This window comes from Kaistia algarum, from assembly GCF_026343945.1.
GTDB classification, from domain to species: Bacteria; Pseudomonadota; Alphaproteobacteria; order Rhizobiales; family Kaistiaceae; genus Kaistia; species Kaistia algarum.
Genome location: NZ_JAPKNJ010000002.1, coordinates 989,766 through 1,008,777 on the forward strand (window position 1 = coordinate 989,766; position 19,012 = coordinate 1,008,777).

Annotated in this window: 19 protein-coding genes; 14 read left to right on the top strand and 5 right to left on the bottom strand. The window is 65.5% G+C overall.

What is annotated here, in order from left to right; translation table 11 throughout:
- Nucleotides 1-34: 34 nt before the first annotated feature.
- Nucleotides 35-1,054 carry a sugar ABC transporter substrate-binding protein gene (locus OSH05_RS17855; RefSeq protein ID WP_104220389.1) on the bottom strand — a complete coding sequence of 340 codons (1,020 nt, stop codon included), beginning with the start codon at nt 1,052-1,054 and terminating at the stop codon, nt 35-37.
- Nucleotides 1,055-1,192: 138 nt separating this feature from the next.
- Here OSH05_RS17855 and OSH05_RS17860 point away from each other — a divergent pair, with 138 nt between their 5' ends.
- From OSH05_RS17860 to OSH05_RS17910, 11 genes are all read left to right on the top strand, one after another.
- Nucleotides 1,193-1,921 carry a GntR family transcriptional regulator gene (locus OSH05_RS17860; RefSeq protein ID WP_104220388.1) on the top strand — a complete coding sequence of 243 codons (729 nt, stop codon included), beginning with the start codon at nt 1,193-1,195 and terminating at the stop codon, nt 1,919-1,921.
- Nucleotides 1,922-2,024: 103 nt separating this feature from the next.
- Entirely contained in the window at nt 2,025-2,762 is a 738-nt protein-coding gene (locus OSH05_RS17865) for an SDR family NAD(P)-dependent oxidoreductase (RefSeq protein ID WP_104220387.1), read from the top strand.
- 48 nt (nt 2,763-2,810) lie between these two features.
- Complete coding sequence (locus OSH05_RS17870) at nt 2,811-4,265, top strand: mannitol dehydrogenase family protein (RefSeq protein ID WP_104220386.1); 1,455 nt, start codon at nt 2,811-2,813, stop codon at nt 4,263-4,265.
- Between the two features lie 133 nt (nt 4,266-4,398).
- Nucleotides 4,399-5,070, top strand: a complete 672-nt coding sequence (gene deoC / locus OSH05_RS17875; protein WP_104220385.1) for a deoxyribose-phosphate aldolase — start codon at nt 4,399-4,401, stop codon at nt 5,068-5,070.
- A 46-nt stretch (nt 5,071-5,116) separates the two neighbouring features.
- On the top strand, nt 5,117-5,893 hold the full coding sequence (locus OSH05_RS17880; RefSeq protein ID WP_104220384.1) for a GntR family transcriptional regulator: 777 nt from the start codon (nt 5,117-5,119) through the stop codon (nt 5,891-5,893).
- 12 nt (nt 5,894-5,905) lie between these two features.
- On the top strand, nt 5,906-6,823 hold the full coding sequence (locus OSH05_RS17885) for a ribokinase (protein WP_104220383.1): 918 nt from the start codon (nt 5,906-5,908) through the stop codon (nt 6,821-6,823).
- Nucleotides 6,824-6,849: 26 nt separating this feature from the next.
- Nucleotides 6,850-7,830, top strand: coding sequence for an ABC transporter permease (locus OSH05_RS17890; RefSeq protein ID WP_104220406.1), 981 nt, complete (start codon nt 6,850-6,852; stop codon nt 7,828-7,830).
- Between the two features lie 158 nt (nt 7,831-7,988).
- The gene (locus OSH05_RS17895; RefSeq protein WP_104220382.1) at nt 7,989-8,966 is read left to right on the top strand and encodes a sugar ABC transporter substrate-binding protein; all 978 of its coding nucleotides are present in this window, start codon (nt 7,989-7,991) and stop codon (nt 8,964-8,966) included.
- Nucleotides 8,967-8,980: 14 nt separating this feature from the next.
- Nucleotides 8,981-10,450: a sugar ABC transporter ATP-binding protein gene (locus tag OSH05_RS17900; RefSeq protein ID WP_165801663.1), complete on the top strand. Its 1,470-nt coding sequence runs from the start codon at nt 8,981-8,983 to the stop codon at nt 10,448-10,450.
- Between the two features lie 23 nt (nt 10,451-10,473).
- Complete coding sequence (gene rbsD, locus OSH05_RS17905) at nt 10,474-10,947, top strand: D-ribose pyranase (RefSeq protein ID WP_104220380.1); 474 nt, start codon at nt 10,474-10,476, stop codon at nt 10,945-10,947.
- A gap of 30 nt (nt 10,948-10,977) precedes the next feature.
- Complete coding sequence (locus tag OSH05_RS17910) at nt 10,978-11,946, top strand: alpha/beta hydrolase (RefSeq protein ID WP_104220379.1); 969 nt, start codon at nt 10,978-10,980, stop codon at nt 11,944-11,946.
- A 16-nt stretch (nt 11,947-11,962) separates the two neighbouring features.
- Here OSH05_RS17910 and OSH05_RS17915 read toward each other — a convergent pair whose 3' ends face one another.
- On the bottom strand, nt 11,963-12,808 hold the full coding sequence (locus OSH05_RS17915) for a helix-turn-helix transcriptional regulator (RefSeq protein WP_104220378.1): 846 nt from the start codon (nt 12,806-12,808) through the stop codon (nt 11,963-11,965).
- A 125-nt stretch (nt 12,809-12,933) separates the two neighbouring features.
- On the opposite strand from OSH05_RS17915, the gene OSH05_RS17920 reads away from it, so the two are divergent.
- From OSH05_RS17920 to OSH05_RS17930, 3 genes are read left to right on the top strand one after another with little or no spacing between them, the layout of a single operon-like run.
- Nucleotides 12,934-13,707, top strand: a complete 774-nt coding sequence (locus tag OSH05_RS17920) for a phytanoyl-CoA dioxygenase family protein (protein WP_104220377.1) — start codon at nt 12,934-12,936, stop codon at nt 13,705-13,707.
- Nucleotides 13,704-14,801: a zinc-binding dehydrogenase gene (locus OSH05_RS17925; RefSeq protein ID WP_104220376.1), complete on the top strand. Its 1,098-nt coding sequence runs from the start codon at nt 13,704-13,706 to the stop codon at nt 14,799-14,801. Before OSH05_RS17920 ends, OSH05_RS17925 begins: the two co-directional genes overlap by 4 nt.
- Nucleotides 14,798-15,676 carry a creatininase family protein gene (locus tag OSH05_RS17930; RefSeq protein ID WP_104220375.1) on the top strand — a complete coding sequence of 293 codons (879 nt, stop codon included), beginning with the start codon at nt 14,798-14,800 and terminating at the stop codon, nt 15,674-15,676. The genes OSH05_RS17925 and OSH05_RS17930 overlap by 4 nt, the downstream gene beginning before the upstream one ends.
- A 2-nt stretch (nt 15,677-15,678) precedes the next feature.
- On the opposite strand, the gene OSH05_RS17935 is transcribed toward OSH05_RS17930, so the two are convergent.
- From OSH05_RS17935 to OSH05_RS17945, 3 genes are all read right to left on the bottom strand, one after another.
- Nucleotides 15,679-16,476, bottom strand: coding sequence for an alpha/beta fold hydrolase (locus tag OSH05_RS17935; protein WP_104220374.1), 798 nt, complete (start codon nt 16,474-16,476; stop codon nt 15,679-15,681).
- Nucleotides 16,477-16,556: 80 nt separating this feature from the next.
- Nucleotides 16,557-17,468 (bottom strand): DUF2950 domain-containing protein, encoded by a 912-nt coding sequence (locus tag OSH05_RS17940; protein WP_104220373.1) that lies wholly within the window; start codon nt 17,466-17,468, stop codon nt 16,557-16,559.
- A gap of 26 nt (nt 17,469-17,494) precedes the next feature.
- Nucleotides 17,495-18,991 carry a DUF3300 domain-containing protein gene (locus OSH05_RS17945; protein ID WP_266352717.1) on the bottom strand — a complete coding sequence of 499 codons (1,497 nt, stop codon included), beginning with the start codon at nt 18,989-18,991 and terminating at the stop codon, nt 17,495-17,497.
- Nucleotides 18,992-19,012: the final 21 nt, after the last annotated feature.

Below are 19,012 nucleotides of genomic sequence, written 5' to 3' on the forward strand. Positions count from 1 at the left end.
CGTGAGCGGCTTCGCGGCGCTATATCAGCAACGACTACGGGCAGTCGAGATAGGTTGCCTGGAACGTGGCGAAGAGATCCTTGGTGATCCCCTGCATCGCCGTCACATAGGTGTCGACCTCGGCCGCATCGACGAACACGGTGCCCGAATCGATGAACTTGGTCGTCAGCGCGTTGCTCTTGAACGGCGCGTCGGCCTTGACCTTGCAGCCGGTGCGCAGCTTGTCGGCGGCGAACGAGCCGATATAGCCCTGGCCGTAGGGGTTCTGCAGCATGGTGCCGTCGACGTAGCCGTCCTTGATCGCCTTCAGCACGACCTCGTCATGGTCGATGCCGACCATCTTGATGCGCTTGTCGCCGATCTTGCGCAGCGCGTTCGAGGCGACCACCGCCGGCACCCAGGCCGTGGTGATGATGCCGTCGACTTCGCCGGCATGGGCGGCGAGATAGGCGTTGATCTTCTCTTCCGCCGGCTCGGGCGCGTCGATGTCGGCGATCACCTGCACGACCTCCGCGCCACCTTCCTTCGCGGCCTTCTCGACGGCGTCGATGCGAAGCTGCGTGTTCGGGTCGACCAGGAAGCCGGTGAAGTGGGCGATGCGCTTCTTGCCGTCGCCCATCGCCTTGATGAGGTGCTGCGTGCCGATATAGGCCGAGTTACCGGTGTCCGTGCCGAGGCAGAAGGCGGCCGGCGACGGGTCCTTGAGGCAGCCTGCGAGCGCGATGACCGGCGCGCCGGCCGAGGTCAGCTCCGTGGCGGTCGAGACCGATCCGACAGGATCGCCCGGGAAGATCAGGAAGGCGTTGTAGCCCTGCGTCAGCAGGCTCTCGAGCAGTTCGTTCTGCTGGCTGAGCTCCCACTTCTGGGGAACCTTGTAATCAGCAGCGGCCAGGCCGAAATCCTTGGCCGCATCCTTGCCGGCCTGTTCCCAGGCGGCGAAATAGGGGTGCGGACCGCCCGGAACCAGTGCGACCTGCGTATCCGACGCATAGGCGGTGCCCAGCGTCAGCATCGCGGCCGCGGCGGCCAGCGTGAGCTTCCTGGAAAACGACATGAATTGCTTCCTCCCATAAGAGTTTGAGGTCACGCCAAGCCCTCCGCATCCCGGCTTGCGTTCCAGGGACGGACCCTAGTATACAAGAATATGTAACGCAACAGGCTTCCCACCACGGAGCGTTCGGCGAGAAGGACGATGCACTCAGCAATCGCGATAGCGCCTGTCAAACCGGAAGCCGATGCCTTCGATTTCGATTTCGTCCTCGATCGCCGCCGACCCGTGGCGGATCAGATCTACGAATCGTTGAAGGCTGCCATCGTCTCCGTGAAGCTGCTGCCGGGCACGTCCATCAGCGAGAGCCGCATGTGCCGCCATTTCGGCGTATCACGCACGCCGGTCCGCGCGGCGATCCTGCGCCTTTCCGAGGAGGGCCTGATCAACGTCTATCCACAGCAGGGCAGCTACGTCTCCGCGATCGGCCTCTCCGACATCCGCGACGGCCATTTCATCCGCAAATCGCTCGAGCTTTCGATCCTGTCGGAAGCGGCGGCGCAGTGGACGACGCAGAAGAGCCTCGAGGCACGCGCGATCGTCGCGCGCGGCGCGGACGCTGTCGCGGCGGGTGACATCGAGGCATTCCACGAGGCTGACGAACTCTTCCATCAAGCGTTCACCGTCTTCGCCAATCACCCCGGCGTCTGGCCGGCGATCCTGCATGCGAAAACCCGGCTGAGCCGGTTTATCCATCTCTTCGGCAATTCGGAACGTCTGCCCATCGTCATCGAGGAGCACCTGGCCATTCTCGACGCGCTCGACGCGGGCGATGCCGACGAGGCGCGGGCGCGGCTCGACTATCACCTCGACAAGATCTTTCGCCTCTTCGACCAGGTTCCGGACCCCTACCGGCCTTACCTGACCGACTGAGGCCCACCACCACCCATCGCGCGCCGCATCGGCGCGAGCGACGCCCCACGATGCCCGCTCAAGGGCGCCCGACACAGCGGCAGCGTTGCCGAGGAGGAATTTCATGAGTTCGCATTCCAAGACCGCCCTGGTAACGGGTGCCGCCGGCGCGATCGGCGCCTCGATCGCGCGGGCGCTCGCCGGTCTCGGGGCGCGGGTCCTCCTGGTCGACATCGCCGCCGCGCCGATCGAGGCGCTGGCGGACGAGATTCCCGGCTCCGTGCCGGTCGTGCTCGACCTATCGGACACGGACGCCGTCGCGGCGCGGATCGATGCGCTCAGCGCCGAGTTCGGCGGCATCGACATCCTCGTCAACAACGCCGGCATCTTATCCAACAACAAGGCGGCGACGACGACGATCGAGGAATGGCGGCGCGTCACCGCCGTCAATGTCGACGCCGCCTTCGTTCTCAGCCGCGGCGTGCTGCCTTCGATGCGCGCCAAGCGCTGGGGCCGCATCGTCAACATCTCGTCCTATGCGGCGAAATCGGGTGGGCTCACCGCCGGCACGGCCTATTCGGTGTCGAAAGCGTCGCTCATCGGCCTCACCTTCTCGATCGCCCGCGAGACGGCATCCGAGGGGATCACGGTCAACGCGATCGCGCCGGCCTATGTCATGTCGCGCATGATCTCGGAACAGCTCACCGAGGCGCAGCGCCAGCAGCAATTGGCGCAGATTCCCGTCGGCCGCTTCTGCGAGCCCGAGGAAGTCGCCCACGCCGTAACGTTCCTCGTCTCGCCGCTCGCCGGCTTCATCACCGGCGAGGTCGTCGATATGAATGGCGGCCTGCATTTCGACTAAAGCGCTCCACGCAGACGCCCTTCCCCTCCTGAACGGCCGCGATCCATCATGACCGAACGCCTCGACACGCAACGCCTCGCCGCCCTGCCAGCCGCGATCCTCCGTCCGGCCTATGACCGCGCCGCTGTGCGGCCCGGTATCGTGCATCTGGGCGTCGGCGCCTTCCACCGAGCCCATGAAGCAGTGGCGATCGACGATTGCCTGGCCGCCGGCGATAGCGGCTGGGGCATCGTCGCGGCATCGCTGCGCAGCCCCGATACGCGCGATGCGCTGAACCCGCAGGACGGGCTCTACACGGTGGTCGATCGCGATTCGGAGGGCGACCGGTTCCGCGTCATCGGGGCGATCCTGCGCGTGCTGGTGGCGCCGGAAGACCCGGCGGCGCTGGTCGCGGCGATGGCCGATCCGAATGTGCGCATCGTCTCGCTGACCGTCACTGAGAAGGGCTATACGCGCCGCTCGGACGGGACGCTGGACGAAGACCATCCGGATATCCGCCACGACCTCGCCGAATGGGGCCGGCCGCGCTCGGCGCTCGGCTTCCTCGCCGCGGCGCTGGAGGCGCGCAAGGCGGCAGGCGTCCCGCCCTTCACGGCTCTCTCCTGCGACAATCTCCCGTCCAATGGCGCGACGCTGAAGGCGCTGCTGACGCGCTTTGCCGAACTGCGCTCGCCCGAACTCGGCACCTATGTCCGCGACAAGGTTGCCTGCTCGTCCACAATGGTCGACCGCATCGTTCCCGCGACGACCGATTCGGATCGCGCTTTGGTCGACGATGCGCTTGGCGTCACGGATGCTTGGCCCGTCGTGACTGAACCCTATTATTCCTGGGTGATCGAGGATGATTTTCCGGCCGGACGGCCGGATATCCGCACGCCCGGCGTCCTCTTCGTGGAGGATGTCGCGCCCTATGAACTGATGAAGCTGCGCCTCCTGAACGGCGCCCACTCCACCCTCGCCTATGCAGGCCTGCTGCTCGGCCACGACAATGTCGCCGCCGCCTTCACCGACCCAGATGCGCGCGCGCTCGTCGATGCGCTGTGGCGGGAGAGCGCGGCGACGTTGCCGGATGCCGGGCTCGACAGCGACGACTATTGCGCGCGGCTGGCGATCCGCTTCGGCAACCGCGCGCTCCGGCACAAGCTTGACCAGATCGGCACCGACGGCTCGGAGAAGCTGCCGCAGCGTATCGCCATGCCGCTCCGCGAAAACCTCGCCGCCGGCCGCAAGGCGAGCGCGCAGGCCTCGGCCATCGCGTTCTGGATCGCAGCGCTCGAGCGACGCGGCAAGGGCGAGTTTGCTTTCACCGACCCCCGCCTCGATCGCTTGACGACCCTCGCTGCGCAGGCAGACGCGAACGCCGCGGCCGGCGATATCCTCGCGCTTCTGGGGCTCGGCGATCAGTTGGAAGCAGCGCGCGCGCTTGTATCCCCAGTCCTCGAACTCATCCGCCGCGAAGGAGCAAGGGCCGCAATCCGCACCGTGGCCGCCGCTTCCCGCTAGGCGCCAGCGGACAGCCGAGGACTAGACCTACGTAGTCGTATACCAATTGGAACCGAAAAGTCGTTGCGTCGTTCCGGACGGCCCCTAGTCTGGAATGACAATAAGATATGCCAGGAAACGACAAGGGACGGCCATGGAACTCTCCGCCATCGCGGCTGTCATTCAGCATACCAACGTCTCGCCGACGGCAACCGATCGCGACATTCGCCGCCTCTGCGACGATGCGCGGGAATTCGTCTTCAACGGCGTTATGGTGCAGCCCTGCTGGATCGGCCTTTCGCGCCGCCTGCTGGATGGAACCGCCATCAAGGTCTGCTCGGCCATGGCCTATCCGATGGGCGGCTCGCTGACCCGCAGTAAGGTCGCCGAGATGCGCCACCTCGTCGAGGAAGGCGTCGACGAGGTCGATTTCATGCCCAATCTCGGCCTGCTGCTCTCCGGCGAGGAAGATGCTTTCCGCGACGAAGTGACGGCAGTGGTCGCCGCGGCTGTAGGCCGGCCGGTCAAGGCCATGCTGGAGCTGGAAACGCTCTCGGTCGAGGAACGCCGCGCGGCCGTCCTCGCTGCCGAGGCTGCCGGCTGCACCTATGTGAAGAACTCGTCCGGCTGGGGTATCGGCGGCAAGGCGACGGCGGAGCTGATCCGCTTCATGTCGGCGACCGCTACCTCGGCCAAGGTCAAGGCGTCCGGCGGCATCCGCACCAAGCAGGACGCCGAGGACATTCTCTCGGCCGGTGCCGTGCTTCTGGGCACCAGCGCGGGACCCAACATTATGCGAGGCGGCGCGGGTACCAGAGCCTACTGAGGAGGGGCTCTGGTGCGAGGAGGAGGAGCGTTGAGGGGGGAGCTTTGTGCGCAGTATCGAGACGATCGAAATCCGGCCGATGAACGCGGCCCATCAGACAGGCACGCCGATCTATAAGCAGGTCGCGATGCACATCATCTCGGAGATCTCGGCCCATGAGGCCAAGGCGGGAGCCCGCCTCCCCTCCGAGGATGCGCTGTCGGAGCTGTTCGGCGTCACGCGCACCACCGTGCGCCGCTCGATCGGCGATCTCGTCCAGAAGGGCCTGCTCAACAAGGTCCATGGCGGCGGCACCTTCTTTCGCGGCACGTCGGTGATCGAGCAGCCGCTTGCGACGTCGATGATCTCGTTCTCCGAGGCGCTCGACGACCTGAATTTGAATTTCGAGACGAGCGTGATCGAGGCGCGTCGGATCAACCGCCCGAGCGAGATCGTGCGCACGCGGCTCGAGGTCGACGGTCCCGTCTATTATCTGCGCCGGCTCCGCAGCGTCGGCGGCCTGCCGATGATGGTGGTCGACTGCTATGTGCCGGTGAAGGAGTTCCCGAACCTTCTCGACCATGATTTTTCCCGCTGCCGGCTGTTTTCGGTGTTCGCCGAGAGCTATGGCGTCGAGGTCTCGCATGGCACGCGCACCTTCTGCGCGATCGCCTCGACGGCCGAGCTCGCCAGGCTCCTGCGCGTCTCCGTCAGCGACCCGCTGCTCTTTTCCGAACAGACTGCCCGGCGCGCCGATGAAAAGGCCGTCGAGATCTCGAACATCTGGTTTTCCGGCCGTCACTTCAAACTGGTCGCCAATCTCTCCCGCCCCAAGAACGAATAGGCTCACCGACCGATGATCACGGTTCCCCACGCCGATATCGTCGTCTTCGCAAGCTATCTCGTCGGCCACTCTGTGGTCGTCGATCGCTTTCCCGATGGCGGCCAGACACTTACCGGACGCGACTACGCCAAGGGCCCCGGCGGCAAAGGCTCCAACCAGGCCATCCAGGCGGCGCGCATGGGCGCCTCCGTTTCGATCATCGCCTCGATCGGCCGCGACGCCGATGGCGACGAGGCGATGGCGCTATGGGAAGGCGAAGGCGTGCGCACGGCCGATGTCGTGCGCAGCGCCGAGGTCCCGACCGGGGTCGGCTTCATCCAGATCAATGCCGAGGGCGAGAACACCATCGTCATCGATCTCGGTGCGACCGGACTGATGACACCCACCTTCATCCGCGCCAATGCCGGCGCGGCCAAGGGCGCGAAGATCGTCATGGCCCAGAGCGAATTTCCCGCGGCCGGCGCGCTGGAGGCAATGGCGGTCGGGCGTGAACTGGGCGCGCTCACCATCTTCAATCCGGCGCCGATGGATCGCTGGCTCTGCGACGCCGACCTATCCAATGTCGACATCATCACACCCAACGAGGGCGAGGCCGAGGCTTTGGTCGGCCTTGGGTCGGTTGAATCCAATGGGCGGGCCCTTGCCGCGCGGGTCCGCAAGGCCGCCGTCATCACGGCCGGAGCGGATGGCGCCTATTGGTTCCTGCCGGACGGCAGCGGCGGCCATGCGCCGGCGCGGGCCGTCGACGTGGTCGACACCACGGGGGCCGGCGACGCCTTCAACGGCATCCTCGCCGCCGGCCTCGTCCAGGGCCTCGCGCTCGACGCCGCAATCCGCATGGCGAGCCAGGGCGCCAGCCTCGCCTGCACCAAGCGCGAGGTGATCCCCAGCCTTCCCCGCCTCGACGATCTGACGGCGGCCGCCCCATGAGCAGCGTATCCGGAGCGACCCGCGCCATGCCCGAATCCTCCCTGAAGAAAGCAGCGTCACGCCTGCTGCGCTCGCGTGAACTCGGCGTTTTCATTCCGCTGCTGCTGATCTCGATCTTCTTTGCCTATCAGTCGCCCGTGTTCCTGATGGAGCAGAACCTCCTGAACCTGTTGCGCCAGATCTCGCTGCTCGGCGTGATGGCGATCGGTGCGACCTTCGTGCTCATCGCCTCCGAGGTCGATCTTTCGGTCGGCTCCGTCTACGGCCTCTCCGGCATCGTCGCCGGGCTGCTAATCACCCAGGCCGGCCTCCCCGACTATGCGGCGCTCGGCCTCGTCATCGTGCTCGGCTTCGCCATCGGCCTTGCTAATGGCGCCGTCACCGTGTTCGGCCGCATCCCGTCCTTCATCGCGACGCTCGGCTCGCTCTACCTCATCCGAGGCCTGACGCTCGTCATCACGGGCGGCCAGCCGGTAACTCTCGAAGCCGACGCCAATGCCGATTGGCTGCGCTACATCGCGCAGGGCATCGTCTTCGGCAAAGTCTCCATGCAGGTCGTCCTGCTCATCGTCGTGGCGCTGATCGGCTATGTGCTGCTGCATCGCTCGCGCTTCGGCTTCGAGATCTTCGCTGTTGGCGGCAATGAAAAGGCGGCCGAGGTCATCGGCATCCGCACCGGCAAGGTGAAGATCTTCGCGTTCGCGATTGCGAGCCTCACCGGAGCACTCTGCGGCGCGGTCAATTTCGGCTTCATCGAAAGCGTGCAGCCAACCAATGGCCAGGGCCTCGAACTGGACGTGATCGCCGCCGTGATCATCGGCGGAACGCGTCTCGGTGGCGGCCAGGGCTCGATCCTGGGGACGCTGCTCGGCGTGCTGCTCATCGGCGTGCTGCGCAACGGCCTCGTACTGCTCGGCGTCTCCGCCTTCTGGCAGACGGCGACGATCGGCGCGGTGGTGATCCTGGCGGCGCTGGCCAGCGCCATGCTGAACCGCAAGAGAACCTGAATCTCGCAAGGGGTCCGGGCCGGCACAGGCGCCGCTCCGGACAGGGGGAATTCACGCAAGCGGGAGCCGAAACCTGTCGCTTGCCAAGGAGGATTGCCGCTCAGGGGCTGGTCTCGGAGCGGCTTTGCAAGCGGGATCGACCGCTGAGGGAGGAAGTTATGACGTTCCTGAAATCCATGGCCGCGCTCGCCGCCGGCCTGTCCATGATCGCGCTCACCGGCGTCGCCTCGGCGGAGGAGTTCAAGCTCTCGCCCGAAATCGCGCAGCACGCCAAGGATGGCAAGAAGCTCGTCTTCGCCGTTTCCTATCATGACCCGTCGGTCGCCTTCGCTGGCCCGATCCGCGACGGCGTCACCAAGGCGGCGGCCGATCTCGGCGTCGATGCCAGCTTCGTCGGCCCCGTCGGCGGCGGCGCCGAGAAGCAGATCGCCGAGCTTGAGACGATCATCGAAAAGGGCGTTGACGGCCTTGCCATCTCCTCAGCCTCGACCGATGCACTAGCGCCGCTGATCAACAAGACGCTGGCGAAGGGCATTCCGGTCATCGCCTTCAACACCGACAATCCGAAGTCGGACCGGCTCACCTTCATCGGCCAGGACCTCGTCCTTTCCGGCGAGACAGTGGCCCAGCAGCTCGTGAAGTACATGGGCGAGAAGGGCAAGATCGTCATCACCTCGGTCGACACGGCCGCCCAGTGGAGCCTCGACCGCGAAGGCGGCGCCCGCAAGGAGCTCGCCAAGCATCCGGGCATCGAGGTCGTCGGCATCGTCAACACCGGCACCGAGTCGCAGGCGATCTATGGCGCGATCGAAAACACCTTCGCCGCCAATCCGGACCTGACCGGCATCATCTCGCTGGAATGCTGCTCGTTCCCGCAGATCGGCCTGTATCTGAAGCGCAACCCGCGCTCGGGTGACTTCGCCGCCGTCGGCTTCGACCTGTTGCCGCAGACGCTGACGCTGATCAAGGACGGGCACCTCGACTCGACCATCAGCCAGAACCCCTATGCCCAGGGCTACAAGTCGGTCGAAGTGCTGACGGACATCGTCAAGAACGGCAAGATGCCGCCGAAGATGATCGACACCGGCGCTGAGATCGTCGACAAGACCAACGTCGACCAGTACATCGGCAAGTAGTCCGGACGACGATGATGACGCCCGCGATCCATCTGAAGAACATCGGCAAGCGCTATGGCAACCTCTGGGTGCTGCGTCATGCCGACTTCCGCGTCGACCCCGGCACCGCCCACGCTTTGCTCGGGGAAAACGGCGCCGGCAAGTCGACGCTGATCAAGATCATCGCGGGCGTCCACGCTCCTTCCGAAGGCACGATCCAGATCGGCGGGGCGGACAATGTCTCCCTCTCCGGGGCTGGCGACGCGATGGCGCGCGGCATCGCCGTGGTGCACCAGGAACTGGACCTGTTCGACAATCTCACCGTCGCCGAGAATATTGCGCTCGACAGCCATCGCAAGGGCTTCTTCAAGCCGTCGCGCGCGCAGATGACCGCCGAGGCCGAGCGTGTGCTTGCCCTGCTCGGCGAGACGAGCCTCACACCCGATACGTCGCTCGGCCAGCTCACGACCTCCGACAAGCAGAAGGTCGCGATCGCCAAGGCCCTCGGCCGCGACGCGAAGCTCATCGTCTTCGACGAACCGACCTCTTCGCTGAACGGCCATGATGCCGACCAGCTCATGGAACTGATCCTGGAGATCAAGGCGCGCGGCATCGCCATCGTCTATGTCAGCCACAAGATGACGGAGATCCTTCGCATCGCCGATCAGGTGACAGTGCTGCGCGACGGTGCCGTCGCCCTATGCGCCCCGGTTTCCGCCATTGACCACGAGCAGATCTCGACCGCGATGCTGGGAAGGCCCGCCGGAGAGATTTTCCCCGAACGCCCCGCCGCAACGGAATCTTCCGATACCCTGCTCGCCGTCAAGGCTCTGGCGGGTCGAAACGTCAACGCCGTCAGCTTCGAGGCGAGGCGCGGCGAGGTGCTCGCGCTCGCCGGCCGGCCGGATTCCGGCGCCTCCGAGACGCTGCGCCTGCTTTTCGGCCTCAACCACAGGACGGGCGGCGAGATACGCCTCGGCGGCACCCCCTACAATGCGCGCAACAGCCGCGACGCGGTCACAGCTGGTGTCGGCTATATTTCGGCCGACCGGCTGCGCGAAGGCATCATGCCGTTGCAGGACGTGATGACCAATGTCGGCTCGGTGATCCATCTGCATTTCGGTGAAGGCGGCGAGAGCCTCCGCACCAAATCGCTGAAGGCAATCGCCGATCTCAACGTGAAGGCACGCTCGCCGGAGCTGCCGATCACGGCGCTCTCCGGTGGCAACCAGCAGAAGGCGCTGCTGGCGCGCTGGATCGCTGCCAAGCCGAAGCTCCTTTTGCTCGACGATCCGACGCGTGGTGTCGATGTCGGCGCCAAGCAGGAGATCTATCGCCTGATCCGCAGGCTGGCGGCGGGCGGGACAACCATCGTCTACACTTCGTCCGAGACCCATGAGCTGACCGAGCTCGCCGACCGGATCCTGCTTTTCCGCGACGGCTCCATCGCCGAGAGCTTCTCCACTGTCGACGCGGAAACGCTCGACCACCGCATCGCATCCTGACGACATCCCCAAGGGAGAAACACATGAAACGCCACGGCATCCTCAACGCCGAGCTCTCCGGTGCCATCGCCGCGCTCGGCCATGGCGATATCCTGATCGTCTGCGATGCGGGCTTCCCGATTCCGGCCAGCGCCAAGCGGGTCGATCTAGCCCTCGTCCAGGGCATTCCGACGATCGAGCAGGTGCTGGAAGCCGTCGTTTCCGAATTCATCCCCGAGAAGATTGTCTTCGCGGAAGAGATGAAGGCCAACAATCCGCCGTTGGCCCGCACCGTCGAGCGGATTTTCGGCAGCGACGATCTTGCCACCGTCAGCCATGCTGAGATGCTGTCGCAGATGGGCGGGCGCGCCAAGGTGATCGTGCGGACCGGCGACTTCAACCCCTGGGGCAATATCGCGCTCGTCTCGGGCGTCGATGCGCCGCGCTGGTTCGACCGCGAAGAAGTCGTTACGCCGCCCGACTATCAAACGCGCATCGCGCGCATGAAGCGGGGCTGACAGGCCTAGCGAAACGAAGAGAGGGACGAGATGACGGGCAATACCAAGGCGGGCAGCGATTGGGCCTATCCGGCGGAGCTTTCTCCGACGGCGAGCGCGTCGCTTGAATTCATCGCCAATCTGGGCGCCGGCCTCCCGCCCCTCTCCGAGGTCGACGCGGAGACGGCCCAGCGTCTCGTCAACCCGCTTTCGGCCCGTTACAGCCAGACCATGCTGAAGGGCCTGGCTACGATCATTCAGGCGCAGCTGCCGCTGCCCGGCGGCACCATGGACGTGCATGTCTTCGATGCCGCCCCGGGCACCCCGCAGCCTCTCTTCATCTTCATCCATGGCGGCGGCTGGGTGCTGCTGCATCCCGACTGCTTCGATCATGTCTGCGAGGACATCGCCGTCAAGCTCGGCTGCAAGGTGATCAGCCTCGACTATCCGCTGGCCCCCCAGGCGCCCTGCCCCAAGCCGCTCGACGCCTGCGTCGAGGCCGTGCGCTATCTGAAGGCGCATGGCATGCCCGGCCTCGCCATCGAGGGGCCGACCTGGGTTGGGGGCGATTCCGCCGGTGCCAACCTGTCGCTCGGCACACTGCTTCGGCTCAAGGGCGATGCCGCTTCGCCGGACGCGGGCGTGCTGTTCTATGGCGTCTTCGACAACGACCATTCGACCCGCTCGCACCAGGTCTATGGCGATGGCCGCTTCAATCTCTCGACCGCCGACATGGACTGGTTCTGGCACTACTACACCGGGGGCGTTTCGGCCGAGGCGCTGGCGGATGCCCGCCTGATCGATGCCGATCTCGCCGGATTGCCGCCGCTCTTCCTCGCCGCGGCCGAACTCGATCCGCTGCGCGACGACACGCCGGCGCTCGCCGACCGGCTCGAAACGGCGGGCGTCCAGCATGAGCTGCACCTCATTCCGGGAGCGCTGCATGGCTGCATCAACTTCGCGAATTTCTATCCCGAGGTAGAAGAAACTTACGCCGCGATCGCGCGCTTCCTGCGCTGATACCAGCGGGCGCGGATCAGAAGGCGCGCTCCGCCCGGCGCCAGTTGGCCGGGCTCGAACCGAGGTGTCGCTTGAACTCGCGGCTGAAGTGAAACACATCGGCGAAGCCGCAGCGAAGGCCGATCTCGCCGACAGGCAGATCGGTATCGGCGAGCAGGCTCTGCGCCTTCAGCAGCCGCTCATGCATCAGCCAGCGATGCGGCGAGGTATTGAGGTGCTGGGCAAAGAGACGGCGAAGATGGGTCGCGCTGACCCCGCCGACCGGCTCCAGCGCCTCGGCCTGCCAGGTGGCGGCGATGTCCTCGCGCATCGCCGTCATGACGCGGGTGAGCGGAAGCGGAAGCCCGGCACTGCGGCCTGAACGGCCGCCCTTGCCGGCGAGGATGACGAAGAGCGAGGCCACCAGCTGGTTGAGCTCCAGATCGAGCGTCGGTTCGCGCCGCTCCAGCGCCGCGAAGAGCCGCTGAAACCAAGCGGCGAGCCTTTCGGCATCCGCGGCGTCGCGAACATGTTCGTTTTCACCAAAAATTGAAATTCGAACCGAGGCTGCCGCCGGCCCGTCGAGCCGCAGCCACAAAAGCTCCCATGGCGATTCCGGATCCGCGCGATGTCCATGCGCCGCCTCGTTGGCGAGCCAGGCGACCTGCCCGCCCTTCACCGCGAACCGACGCCCAGCGCTGTCGATCTCGCCAGCCCCAGCCACGCAAAACAGAACATCCTGCCCCGCGTGACGACCGCGCGACAGCGATGCATTGGCGACGGCCTGCAGATGGCCGGCGCGCAGGACGGAATAGCCGCATTGCAGCCAGCCGGGCCTTGGCGCATGGCTGTAGGAGCGGACAGGATTCTTTGTAAGGTTCATGTTCGTAATATACAAAGCGGCGCGCGAAGCGTCTATTCCGGACGGCAGCTTTCTGCGGCAGAATGCACAAAGTCGGGGGAGACGCGGGCCGGCTCGACAGACCGACCGACCAAGGGAAACGCCACATGCTTACGCACGAACAATATCAGCGCTACCAGAACGAAGGCTATGTGATCCTCAAGGGCTTTCTGACCGAGCAGGAAACGGCGCATTTCCGCGACAGCGCCCGCGATGACCTCCGCCGTCAGGCCGAAGCCGGCGAGACGATGCAGAAGGGCGACAAGGCCGGCAACACCACGCTCCTGAAGATGTGGTACGAGGCCGCCGACGACGTATATGGCTATGTCGCCCGTGACGAGCGGCTGGTGACGATCGCCCAGCAGATCATCGGCAAGGACACCTATCTCTACAGCCACAAGATGACCATGAAGGAGCCCCGCAAGGGCGGCGCCTGGGAATGGCATCAGGACTACGGCTATTGGTACCAGAACAAGTGCCTGTCGCCGGAAATGCTGTCGATCTGGATCTCGCTCGACAAGTCGGTGAAGGAAAATGGCTGCCTCCAGGTCCTGAAGGGCTCGCACAAGCTCGGCCGCATCGACCATGTCCGCGTCGACGGGCAGACCGTGGTCGACGAGGAATATCTGAACGCAGCCATCGAGCGCTTCCCCCTCGTTTATGCAGAGATGGAGCCCGGCGACGCGCTCATCTTCGATTGCAATCTGCTGCACCGCTCGGACGCCAATACTTCCGACATGCCGCGCTGGGGCTATATCGCCTCATATAACGCCGTCGAGAACGAGCCCTTCCGCAAGGTGCGCGACTATGGCCATTTCCAGGTGCTGAAGCAGGTTCCGGCCGGCACGCTGCTCACGGCAAAGTCCAAAGTCCCGGCATGATCGCGCTCGAGGACCAGCCGGCCCTCGTTCTGCATGCACTCGGCCAGACGCCGCGGATCGAGAGGGTGACGATCTCCCCTCCCGGCCCCGGCGAGGTCTTGGTGCGCATCCTGGCGAGCGGCGTCTGCCATACCGATATCGGCTCCGTGCAGTATGCGCGCACGACGCCGGTCATCCTCGGCCATGAGGGCGCGGGAATCGTCGCCGCGCTCGGCGAAGGCGTGGCCCATCTCGCCATTGGCGACCATGTGGCGATCAACTGGCAGGCCAAATGCGGCACCTGCCGCAACTGCGTTTCCGGCCGGCGACAATTCTGCGAGGGCATTCTCGGAACCAGCGAGCCCCGGGTCCATCTCGAAGGAAAGCCGCTCGCCGTCCTGCTGAATGCCGGAACCTTCTGCCCCTATGTTGTCGTCCCGGCCTCCGGCGCCGTGCCGATCCGTAACGACATGCCTTTCGCAGTGGCGGCTCTGCTGGGCTGCGCGGTCGCGACCGGCGTCGGCGCGGCGATGTTCAGCGCCAAGGTTCAGCCGGGCGACGATGTGGTCGTGATCGGCTGTGGCGGCGTCGGCCTCAACACTGTACAGGGCGCGCGGCTCGCCAATGCGCGCGCGATCATCGCCGTCGACCGCGATCCGGAGAAGCTAGCACTCGCCAGGCGGCTTGGCGCCACGCATGCCGTCGATAGCACTGCGGAGACTGTTCTGGACGCTGTCATGAAGGTGACGAGCGACCGGGGCGTCGACCATGCGTTCGAGCTGGTCGGGCGAACGGATCTGATGGTCGAGGCGCTCGGCCTTCTGGCGCGGGGCGGTCGGCTGACGCTGGTCGGCGCTGCCGGGCGGGAGGACGAGATGGCGTTCAAACCTCGCGGCTTCATGAGCAAGCAACAGACGATCTGCGGCTGCATCTATGGCGACGTCCAGCCCGAGCGTGATCTTCCCATGCTCGCCGACTGGTATGCCGATGGGCGGCTGGAGCTCGACGCGCTGCATACGAGCACGATCGGAATCAACGACTTGCCGGCACTCTTTGAACCGGGCTATCGCCAGACAGGCATCCGCACCGTGGTGTCGTTCGAGGAGTTCGCATGACCGTCTATGCGCTGGAAACGCTCTTCCCCCGCGAGATCGAAGCCCGGCTGGCGGAGAACCCGATCCTCGTGCTCCCCTTCGGCACGATCGAATGGCACAGCCACCATTTGCCGGTCGGCCTCGACGGCATTGTCGGCGAAAGGCTCAGCCGGGAAATCGCAGAGCGGGCCGATGCAGTGCTGGCGCCGACCTCCTATTGGGCCGTCGGTGGCGTACCCTTCCCGCATACGCTCAACCTTCCGATCGCACTGGTCGAGCCGCTGATCGAGACGGTGTTCGAGCAGTTCGCGGGCATGGGCTTCAAGGTCGTCGTCGGGTTTACCGGCCATTTCGGGCTCGAACAGACGCTGGCGCTGAAGCGCGCGGCGCTGGCCGTGATGCGCCGGAGCGAGGCGACGATCCTGCCGCTGACGGAATATGACCCGGTCACCGACCTCTATACCGGCGACCATGCCGGCATCGGCGAGGCCTCGCTGCTCTGGGCCGAACGGCCCGACCTCGTTAGGCTCGATGCGGTCGCGGCAAGCGAAAAGCTCGACGGCGTGATCGGCGAGGATCCGCGCGGCCGCGCCAGCCTCGAATACGGCCAGCAGCTCGCCAAAGCCATCGGCGAACGCTCGGCCGATTGCGCCCGCCGCATGCTGGCCGAGATCGGCACGCCGCGCCGCGCGCTCTTCCTGGATGCGCTGGAAGCTGCCGTCGATGCTCTGGAACTGACGCAGACGCTGCGCTCGAAGCTGCCGAAATCCTCGGTCCCGCCGATCGCGACAGCCGATTATCTCGCTCATTGCGCGGCCTTCGTCGCCGGAGACTATGAACGCGCCACGGACCTCGCCCGCGGCAAGGCGGCGAGCCTTCGGGCCATCGCCGGCTGATCTCAGCCGGCCGCCCCGATGCCGGTGACATTCAGAAAGCGGTCGATCATCGCATTGACCTGATCCGGGACTTCAAGCTGGCAGAAGTGCCCGGATCCGACCACCTTGCCTTGGAGGAGATGCGGAACGAGCTGGCTCAGCCTGGTCATGTCCGAGCGCGGGCTGGGCTCGTCGGCCGCGATGTAGAGGTTCGGCAATGACATGGTCTTGCCGCCCTCCGTCGGATCAAAATCTCGCAGGCCCGTGAAAGCTGAGATCATCATCTGCTGCGGCGCGGACGCCATGCCGGCGAGAATGGACTGCCTGCGCGCCGGGTCGTCGCTATCGATCAGCAGCACCTTGGAAACATAGGTCTCGACAGCGTTCTGGTAGTCGGGGCGCTTCAGCGCCTCGATGAAGGCATTCATCCCCGCCCGCGCCGTATCCGTCAGGACGGTCGACGAATCGAGTTCGACGACCGCAGCCGGGATATCAGGATAGCGGACACCCAGATCGAAGGCGATGATGCCGCCCATGCTGTGACCGACGACGACCGGCTTCTCGACGCCAAGTTCGCCGAGCATCCACACGACATCGTCGGTAAAGGCGGAAATCGGGTAGTCCTGAACTGGCTTGTCGCTCGCGCCGTGACCGCGCAGATCCGGCGCGAATACCGTATGGCCTCGCGCGGCGAAATGGTCGAACTGCGGCGAGAAATAGCTGTGGTCGCAACACCAGCCATGCACCAGAACGATGGGAACCCCGTCGCCCCGCGCCAGCCGATAGCCGAGCGCCACGCCATCCCGCCGCAGGAAGTCCATCGCTCCGCCCTCCCAAGCTGTCGCCTCAAGCGCGATAGCGTGGAAGGCGCGGGAGGACAAGCCGTGTCGCCCTGGCAGCGCTACTCCGTGGGAACCACCGCCCAGCCGGGCCCGGGATTGAAACTCAGGATCCGCGTCGCCAGCTTGTCCGTCTGCGGGCCGATATTCGACTGGTAGACCTCGCCACGCTGGTCGCAGAGGAAACTCATGACGCCGGAACTGCCCCACTCCGCCGGATAGGCCAGCATGGCGAAGCCGGCCAGCAGACGGCCGTTCACCAGATAGTCGTAGGCGCCGCCCGGCGCTTCGGGACCCTGTCGCGTCAGGATGCGGAAATGATAGCCATGATAGGTCCCCGGCTCGTCGCCTTCGCCGCTCTCCACAGCTGCGATGCGGTCTCCGAGCGGACTGATATCCGTCTGGCTTTCCGGCTCCCAATAGAGCCCGTCATGCAGCCCCTCCGAACTGAGGAAACGGCGCGCATATTGCTGGACCGGTTCATCATCGTGCAGCGAGGCGAAATACTCGTTCTGAGCCGCCACATAGTCGGCGCAGGCATCGATGGCGAGAAGCTCGTTGCGCCCGACGGCGCGATCGATCACCGCCTGCCGTCCGGCGGCCAGATCGAATGTCCAGCCATCCTTCCCCTTCTTCAGCGGCACCGGAAACTGCCAGCCGCTGGCGCCGAAGACGAGCCGTTTCTCGCCATTCTCACCATCGACGACGGATGTACCGTTCTCCGCGAGTCCGAGAAAATCGGCTAGCTGCTGGCGATCGACGTCGGCATCACCTGAGGTGAACAGATCGCCGCCGCCATCGCCGAAGATCTTGTCGAGCCACCCCTGCCCCGGATGGCGCGCGCCGTCGACGAGGGCCGCGGATGCCGCTTCCGGCGTTGGAAAGACCTGCTGAGCCGCCGCTGGCAGCGCGGGGACGAGCCAGACGGCGCCAGCGATACCCATTGCGAGGATGATGTTACGAATTGCCGGCATGATTGCCTCCCGATCGAGCCATGGACCTAGCGACGCCCGCCACCACCGCGGCCTCCGCCACCACCCCGACCTCCTCCGCCATGGAAGTTCCCGCCACCGCCGCCACCGCGATTGAAGTTGGCTCCACCACCACCGCCCCGATTATAGGATGGCTGCGGTCGATAGGCATTCTGGCGGCTCGCCGCGCCGCGATTTCCCACTGACGGCGAAGCGCCGCCGAGGCGAACATCACCAAAGGCCGTTGGCTTCGGCGCTTTTTTCGCGGGCGCACGTGCCGCAGCGGGCTTCTTGGCCGCCGGCTTCTTGGCCACCGGCTGCTTGACGCCGCCCTTGTCGAGCCCCGCGCCCTTGTTGGCGAGCGAACCGCCCTTGTTGCCCACGGCGCCCTTGTCGGCAAGCGCGCCGCCCTTGTTGCCGGCACCGCCCTTGATATCCGGCATCGCGGACGCCTTGCCGCCACCGGCGTTGCCGGCGCCCAGCTTTGGATTGTTGCCGCGATTGCCCGTGGCGGCACGGTTGGCGTTGCCGGACCGGTTTGCAATGTTCGGCTTGCTGCCTTGGCCTGGACGATATTTGTCGCCGTCCGGGCGCCAGGGCCGCGTATTGCCATTACCGATATTGACGTTGTTGTTGCCGCCAATGTTGATGTCGTTGCCGATATTGACATTGCCCGGACGCCCGCCATAGCCGGGATAGCCCGGCCGATAGCCCGGATAGCCGGGCCAGCGTGGCGGATAGGCCCAGCCCCGGTTCCAGTCCCAGACATTGTCGACCGCAACGCCGACGGCAACCCCCAGGCCGAACCCGACGGCCCCATAGACGAAATTGTCGCCATAGCTGTCGTCGTAATAGACGGTCGCCGGATCATAGGTCGGAACGTAGATCACCTCGGGATCCGTCGGCTGGATCACGATATAGCTTGAGCTTCCCTGCTGCTGGACGGTCACGGTCTGCTGCTTGGTCGACTTCAGCGAACCGCCTTTCTCGGCCTCGGCGCGCAGCGTCTGGACCATCGCCGCCACGTCTTCAGGTTGATTGACGAAGGCATCGCCGAGATCGGTCGTCACGTCGAGATCGGTGTTCAGCTTCTGGATCACATCGGGAAAACGCACCAGAGCCTTGACCGTCGGATCCCAGCTCTGCGTATCCGCGCCGGAGAAATCACCCTTCTTGACCGCCGCCTCGTTCTTGTCGAGCCAACGCGCCGCCTGGACGATATCGACCGGATAGGCACAGGCCGGCAGCAACTGGGCCAGCAGAGCATCCGGATAAAGCGCGAACGGCGCCAGTAGCTTGCGCAGCTCCGCCTGCGTGAACGCCTGGTCAGCCGGCACTTCCGCCGCTGCCGCCGCCTCGGCATCGGCCGGGCTTGGGGCCACATTGTCCGCCGGCGTCGGCGCGTCCTCAGCAAAGGAATGCGAGGGCGGCAGGCCGAGGAGCAGCAACGAAGCCAGCGCAGCTGCGCCGGCCCATCTCGAAGCCCCGGCAAGTTGTGAACCAATGCGGGCAGCTCGGAACATCATTCTCCCTCCCGGCCATCCGAT

What these genes read in the sequence shown, in the direction of transcription:
- OSH05_RS17855 (WP_104220389.1), bottom strand. Translation starts at nt 1,054, where the DNA reads ATGTCGTTTTCCAGGAAGCTCACGCTGGCCGCCGCGGCCGCGATGCTG.
- OSH05_RS17900 (WP_165801663.1), top strand. Translation starts at nt 8,981, where the DNA reads ATGACGCCCGCGATCCATCTGAAGAACATCGGCAAGCGCTATGGCAAC.
- OSH05_RS17945 (WP_266352717.1), bottom strand. Translation starts at nt 18,991, where the DNA reads ATGATGTTCCGAGCTGCCCGCATTGGTTCACAACTTGCCGGGGCTTCG.
- OSH05_RS17910 (WP_104220379.1), top strand. Translation starts at nt 10,978, where the DNA reads ATGACGGGCAATACCAAGGCGGGCAGCGATTGGGCCTATCCGGCGGAG.
- rbsD (WP_104220380.1), top strand. Translation starts at nt 10,474, where the DNA reads ATGAAACGCCACGGCATCCTCAACGCCGAGCTCTCCGGTGCCATCGCC.
- OSH05_RS17890 (WP_104220406.1), top strand. Translation starts at nt 6,850, where the DNA reads ATGCCCGAATCCTCCCTGAAGAAAGCAGCGTCACGCCTGCTGCGCTCG.
- OSH05_RS17865 (WP_104220387.1), top strand. Translation starts at nt 2,025, where the DNA reads ATGAGTTCGCATTCCAAGACCGCCCTGGTAACGGGTGCCGCCGGCGCG.
- OSH05_RS17870 (WP_104220386.1), top strand. Translation starts at nt 2,811, where the DNA reads ATGACCGAACGCCTCGACACGCAACGCCTCGCCGCCCTGCCAGCCGCG.
- OSH05_RS17925 (WP_104220376.1), top strand. Translation starts at nt 13,704, where the DNA reads ATGATCGCGCTCGAGGACCAGCCGGCCCTCGTTCTGCATGCACTCGGC.
- OSH05_RS17895 (WP_104220382.1), top strand. Translation starts at nt 7,989, where the DNA reads ATGACGTTCCTGAAATCCATGGCCGCGCTCGCCGCCGGCCTGTCCATG.
- OSH05_RS17935 (WP_104220374.1), bottom strand. Translation starts at nt 16,476, where the DNA reads ATGGACTTCCTGCGGCGGGATGGCGTGGCGCTCGGCTATCGGCTGGCG.
- OSH05_RS17920 (WP_104220377.1), top strand. Translation starts at nt 12,934, where the DNA reads ATGCTTACGCACGAACAATATCAGCGCTACCAGAACGAAGGCTATGTG.
- OSH05_RS17940 (WP_104220373.1), bottom strand. Translation starts at nt 17,468, where the DNA reads ATGCCGGCAATTCGTAACATCATCCTCGCAATGGGTATCGCTGGCGCC.
- OSH05_RS17915 (WP_104220378.1), bottom strand. Translation starts at nt 12,808, where the DNA reads ATGAACCTTACAAAGAATCCTGTCCGCTCCTACAGCCATGCGCCAAGG.
- OSH05_RS17885 (WP_104220383.1), top strand. Translation starts at nt 5,906, where the DNA reads ATGATCACGGTTCCCCACGCCGATATCGTCGTCTTCGCAAGCTATCTC.
- deoC (WP_104220385.1), top strand. Translation starts at nt 4,399, where the DNA reads ATGGAACTCTCCGCCATCGCGGCTGTCATTCAGCATACCAACGTCTCG.
- OSH05_RS17930 (WP_104220375.1), top strand. Translation starts at nt 14,798, where the DNA reads ATGACCGTCTATGCGCTGGAAACGCTCTTCCCCCGCGAGATCGAAGCC.
- OSH05_RS17860 (WP_104220388.1), top strand. Translation starts at nt 1,193, where the DNA reads ATGCACTCAGCAATCGCGATAGCGCCTGTCAAACCGGAAGCCGATGCC.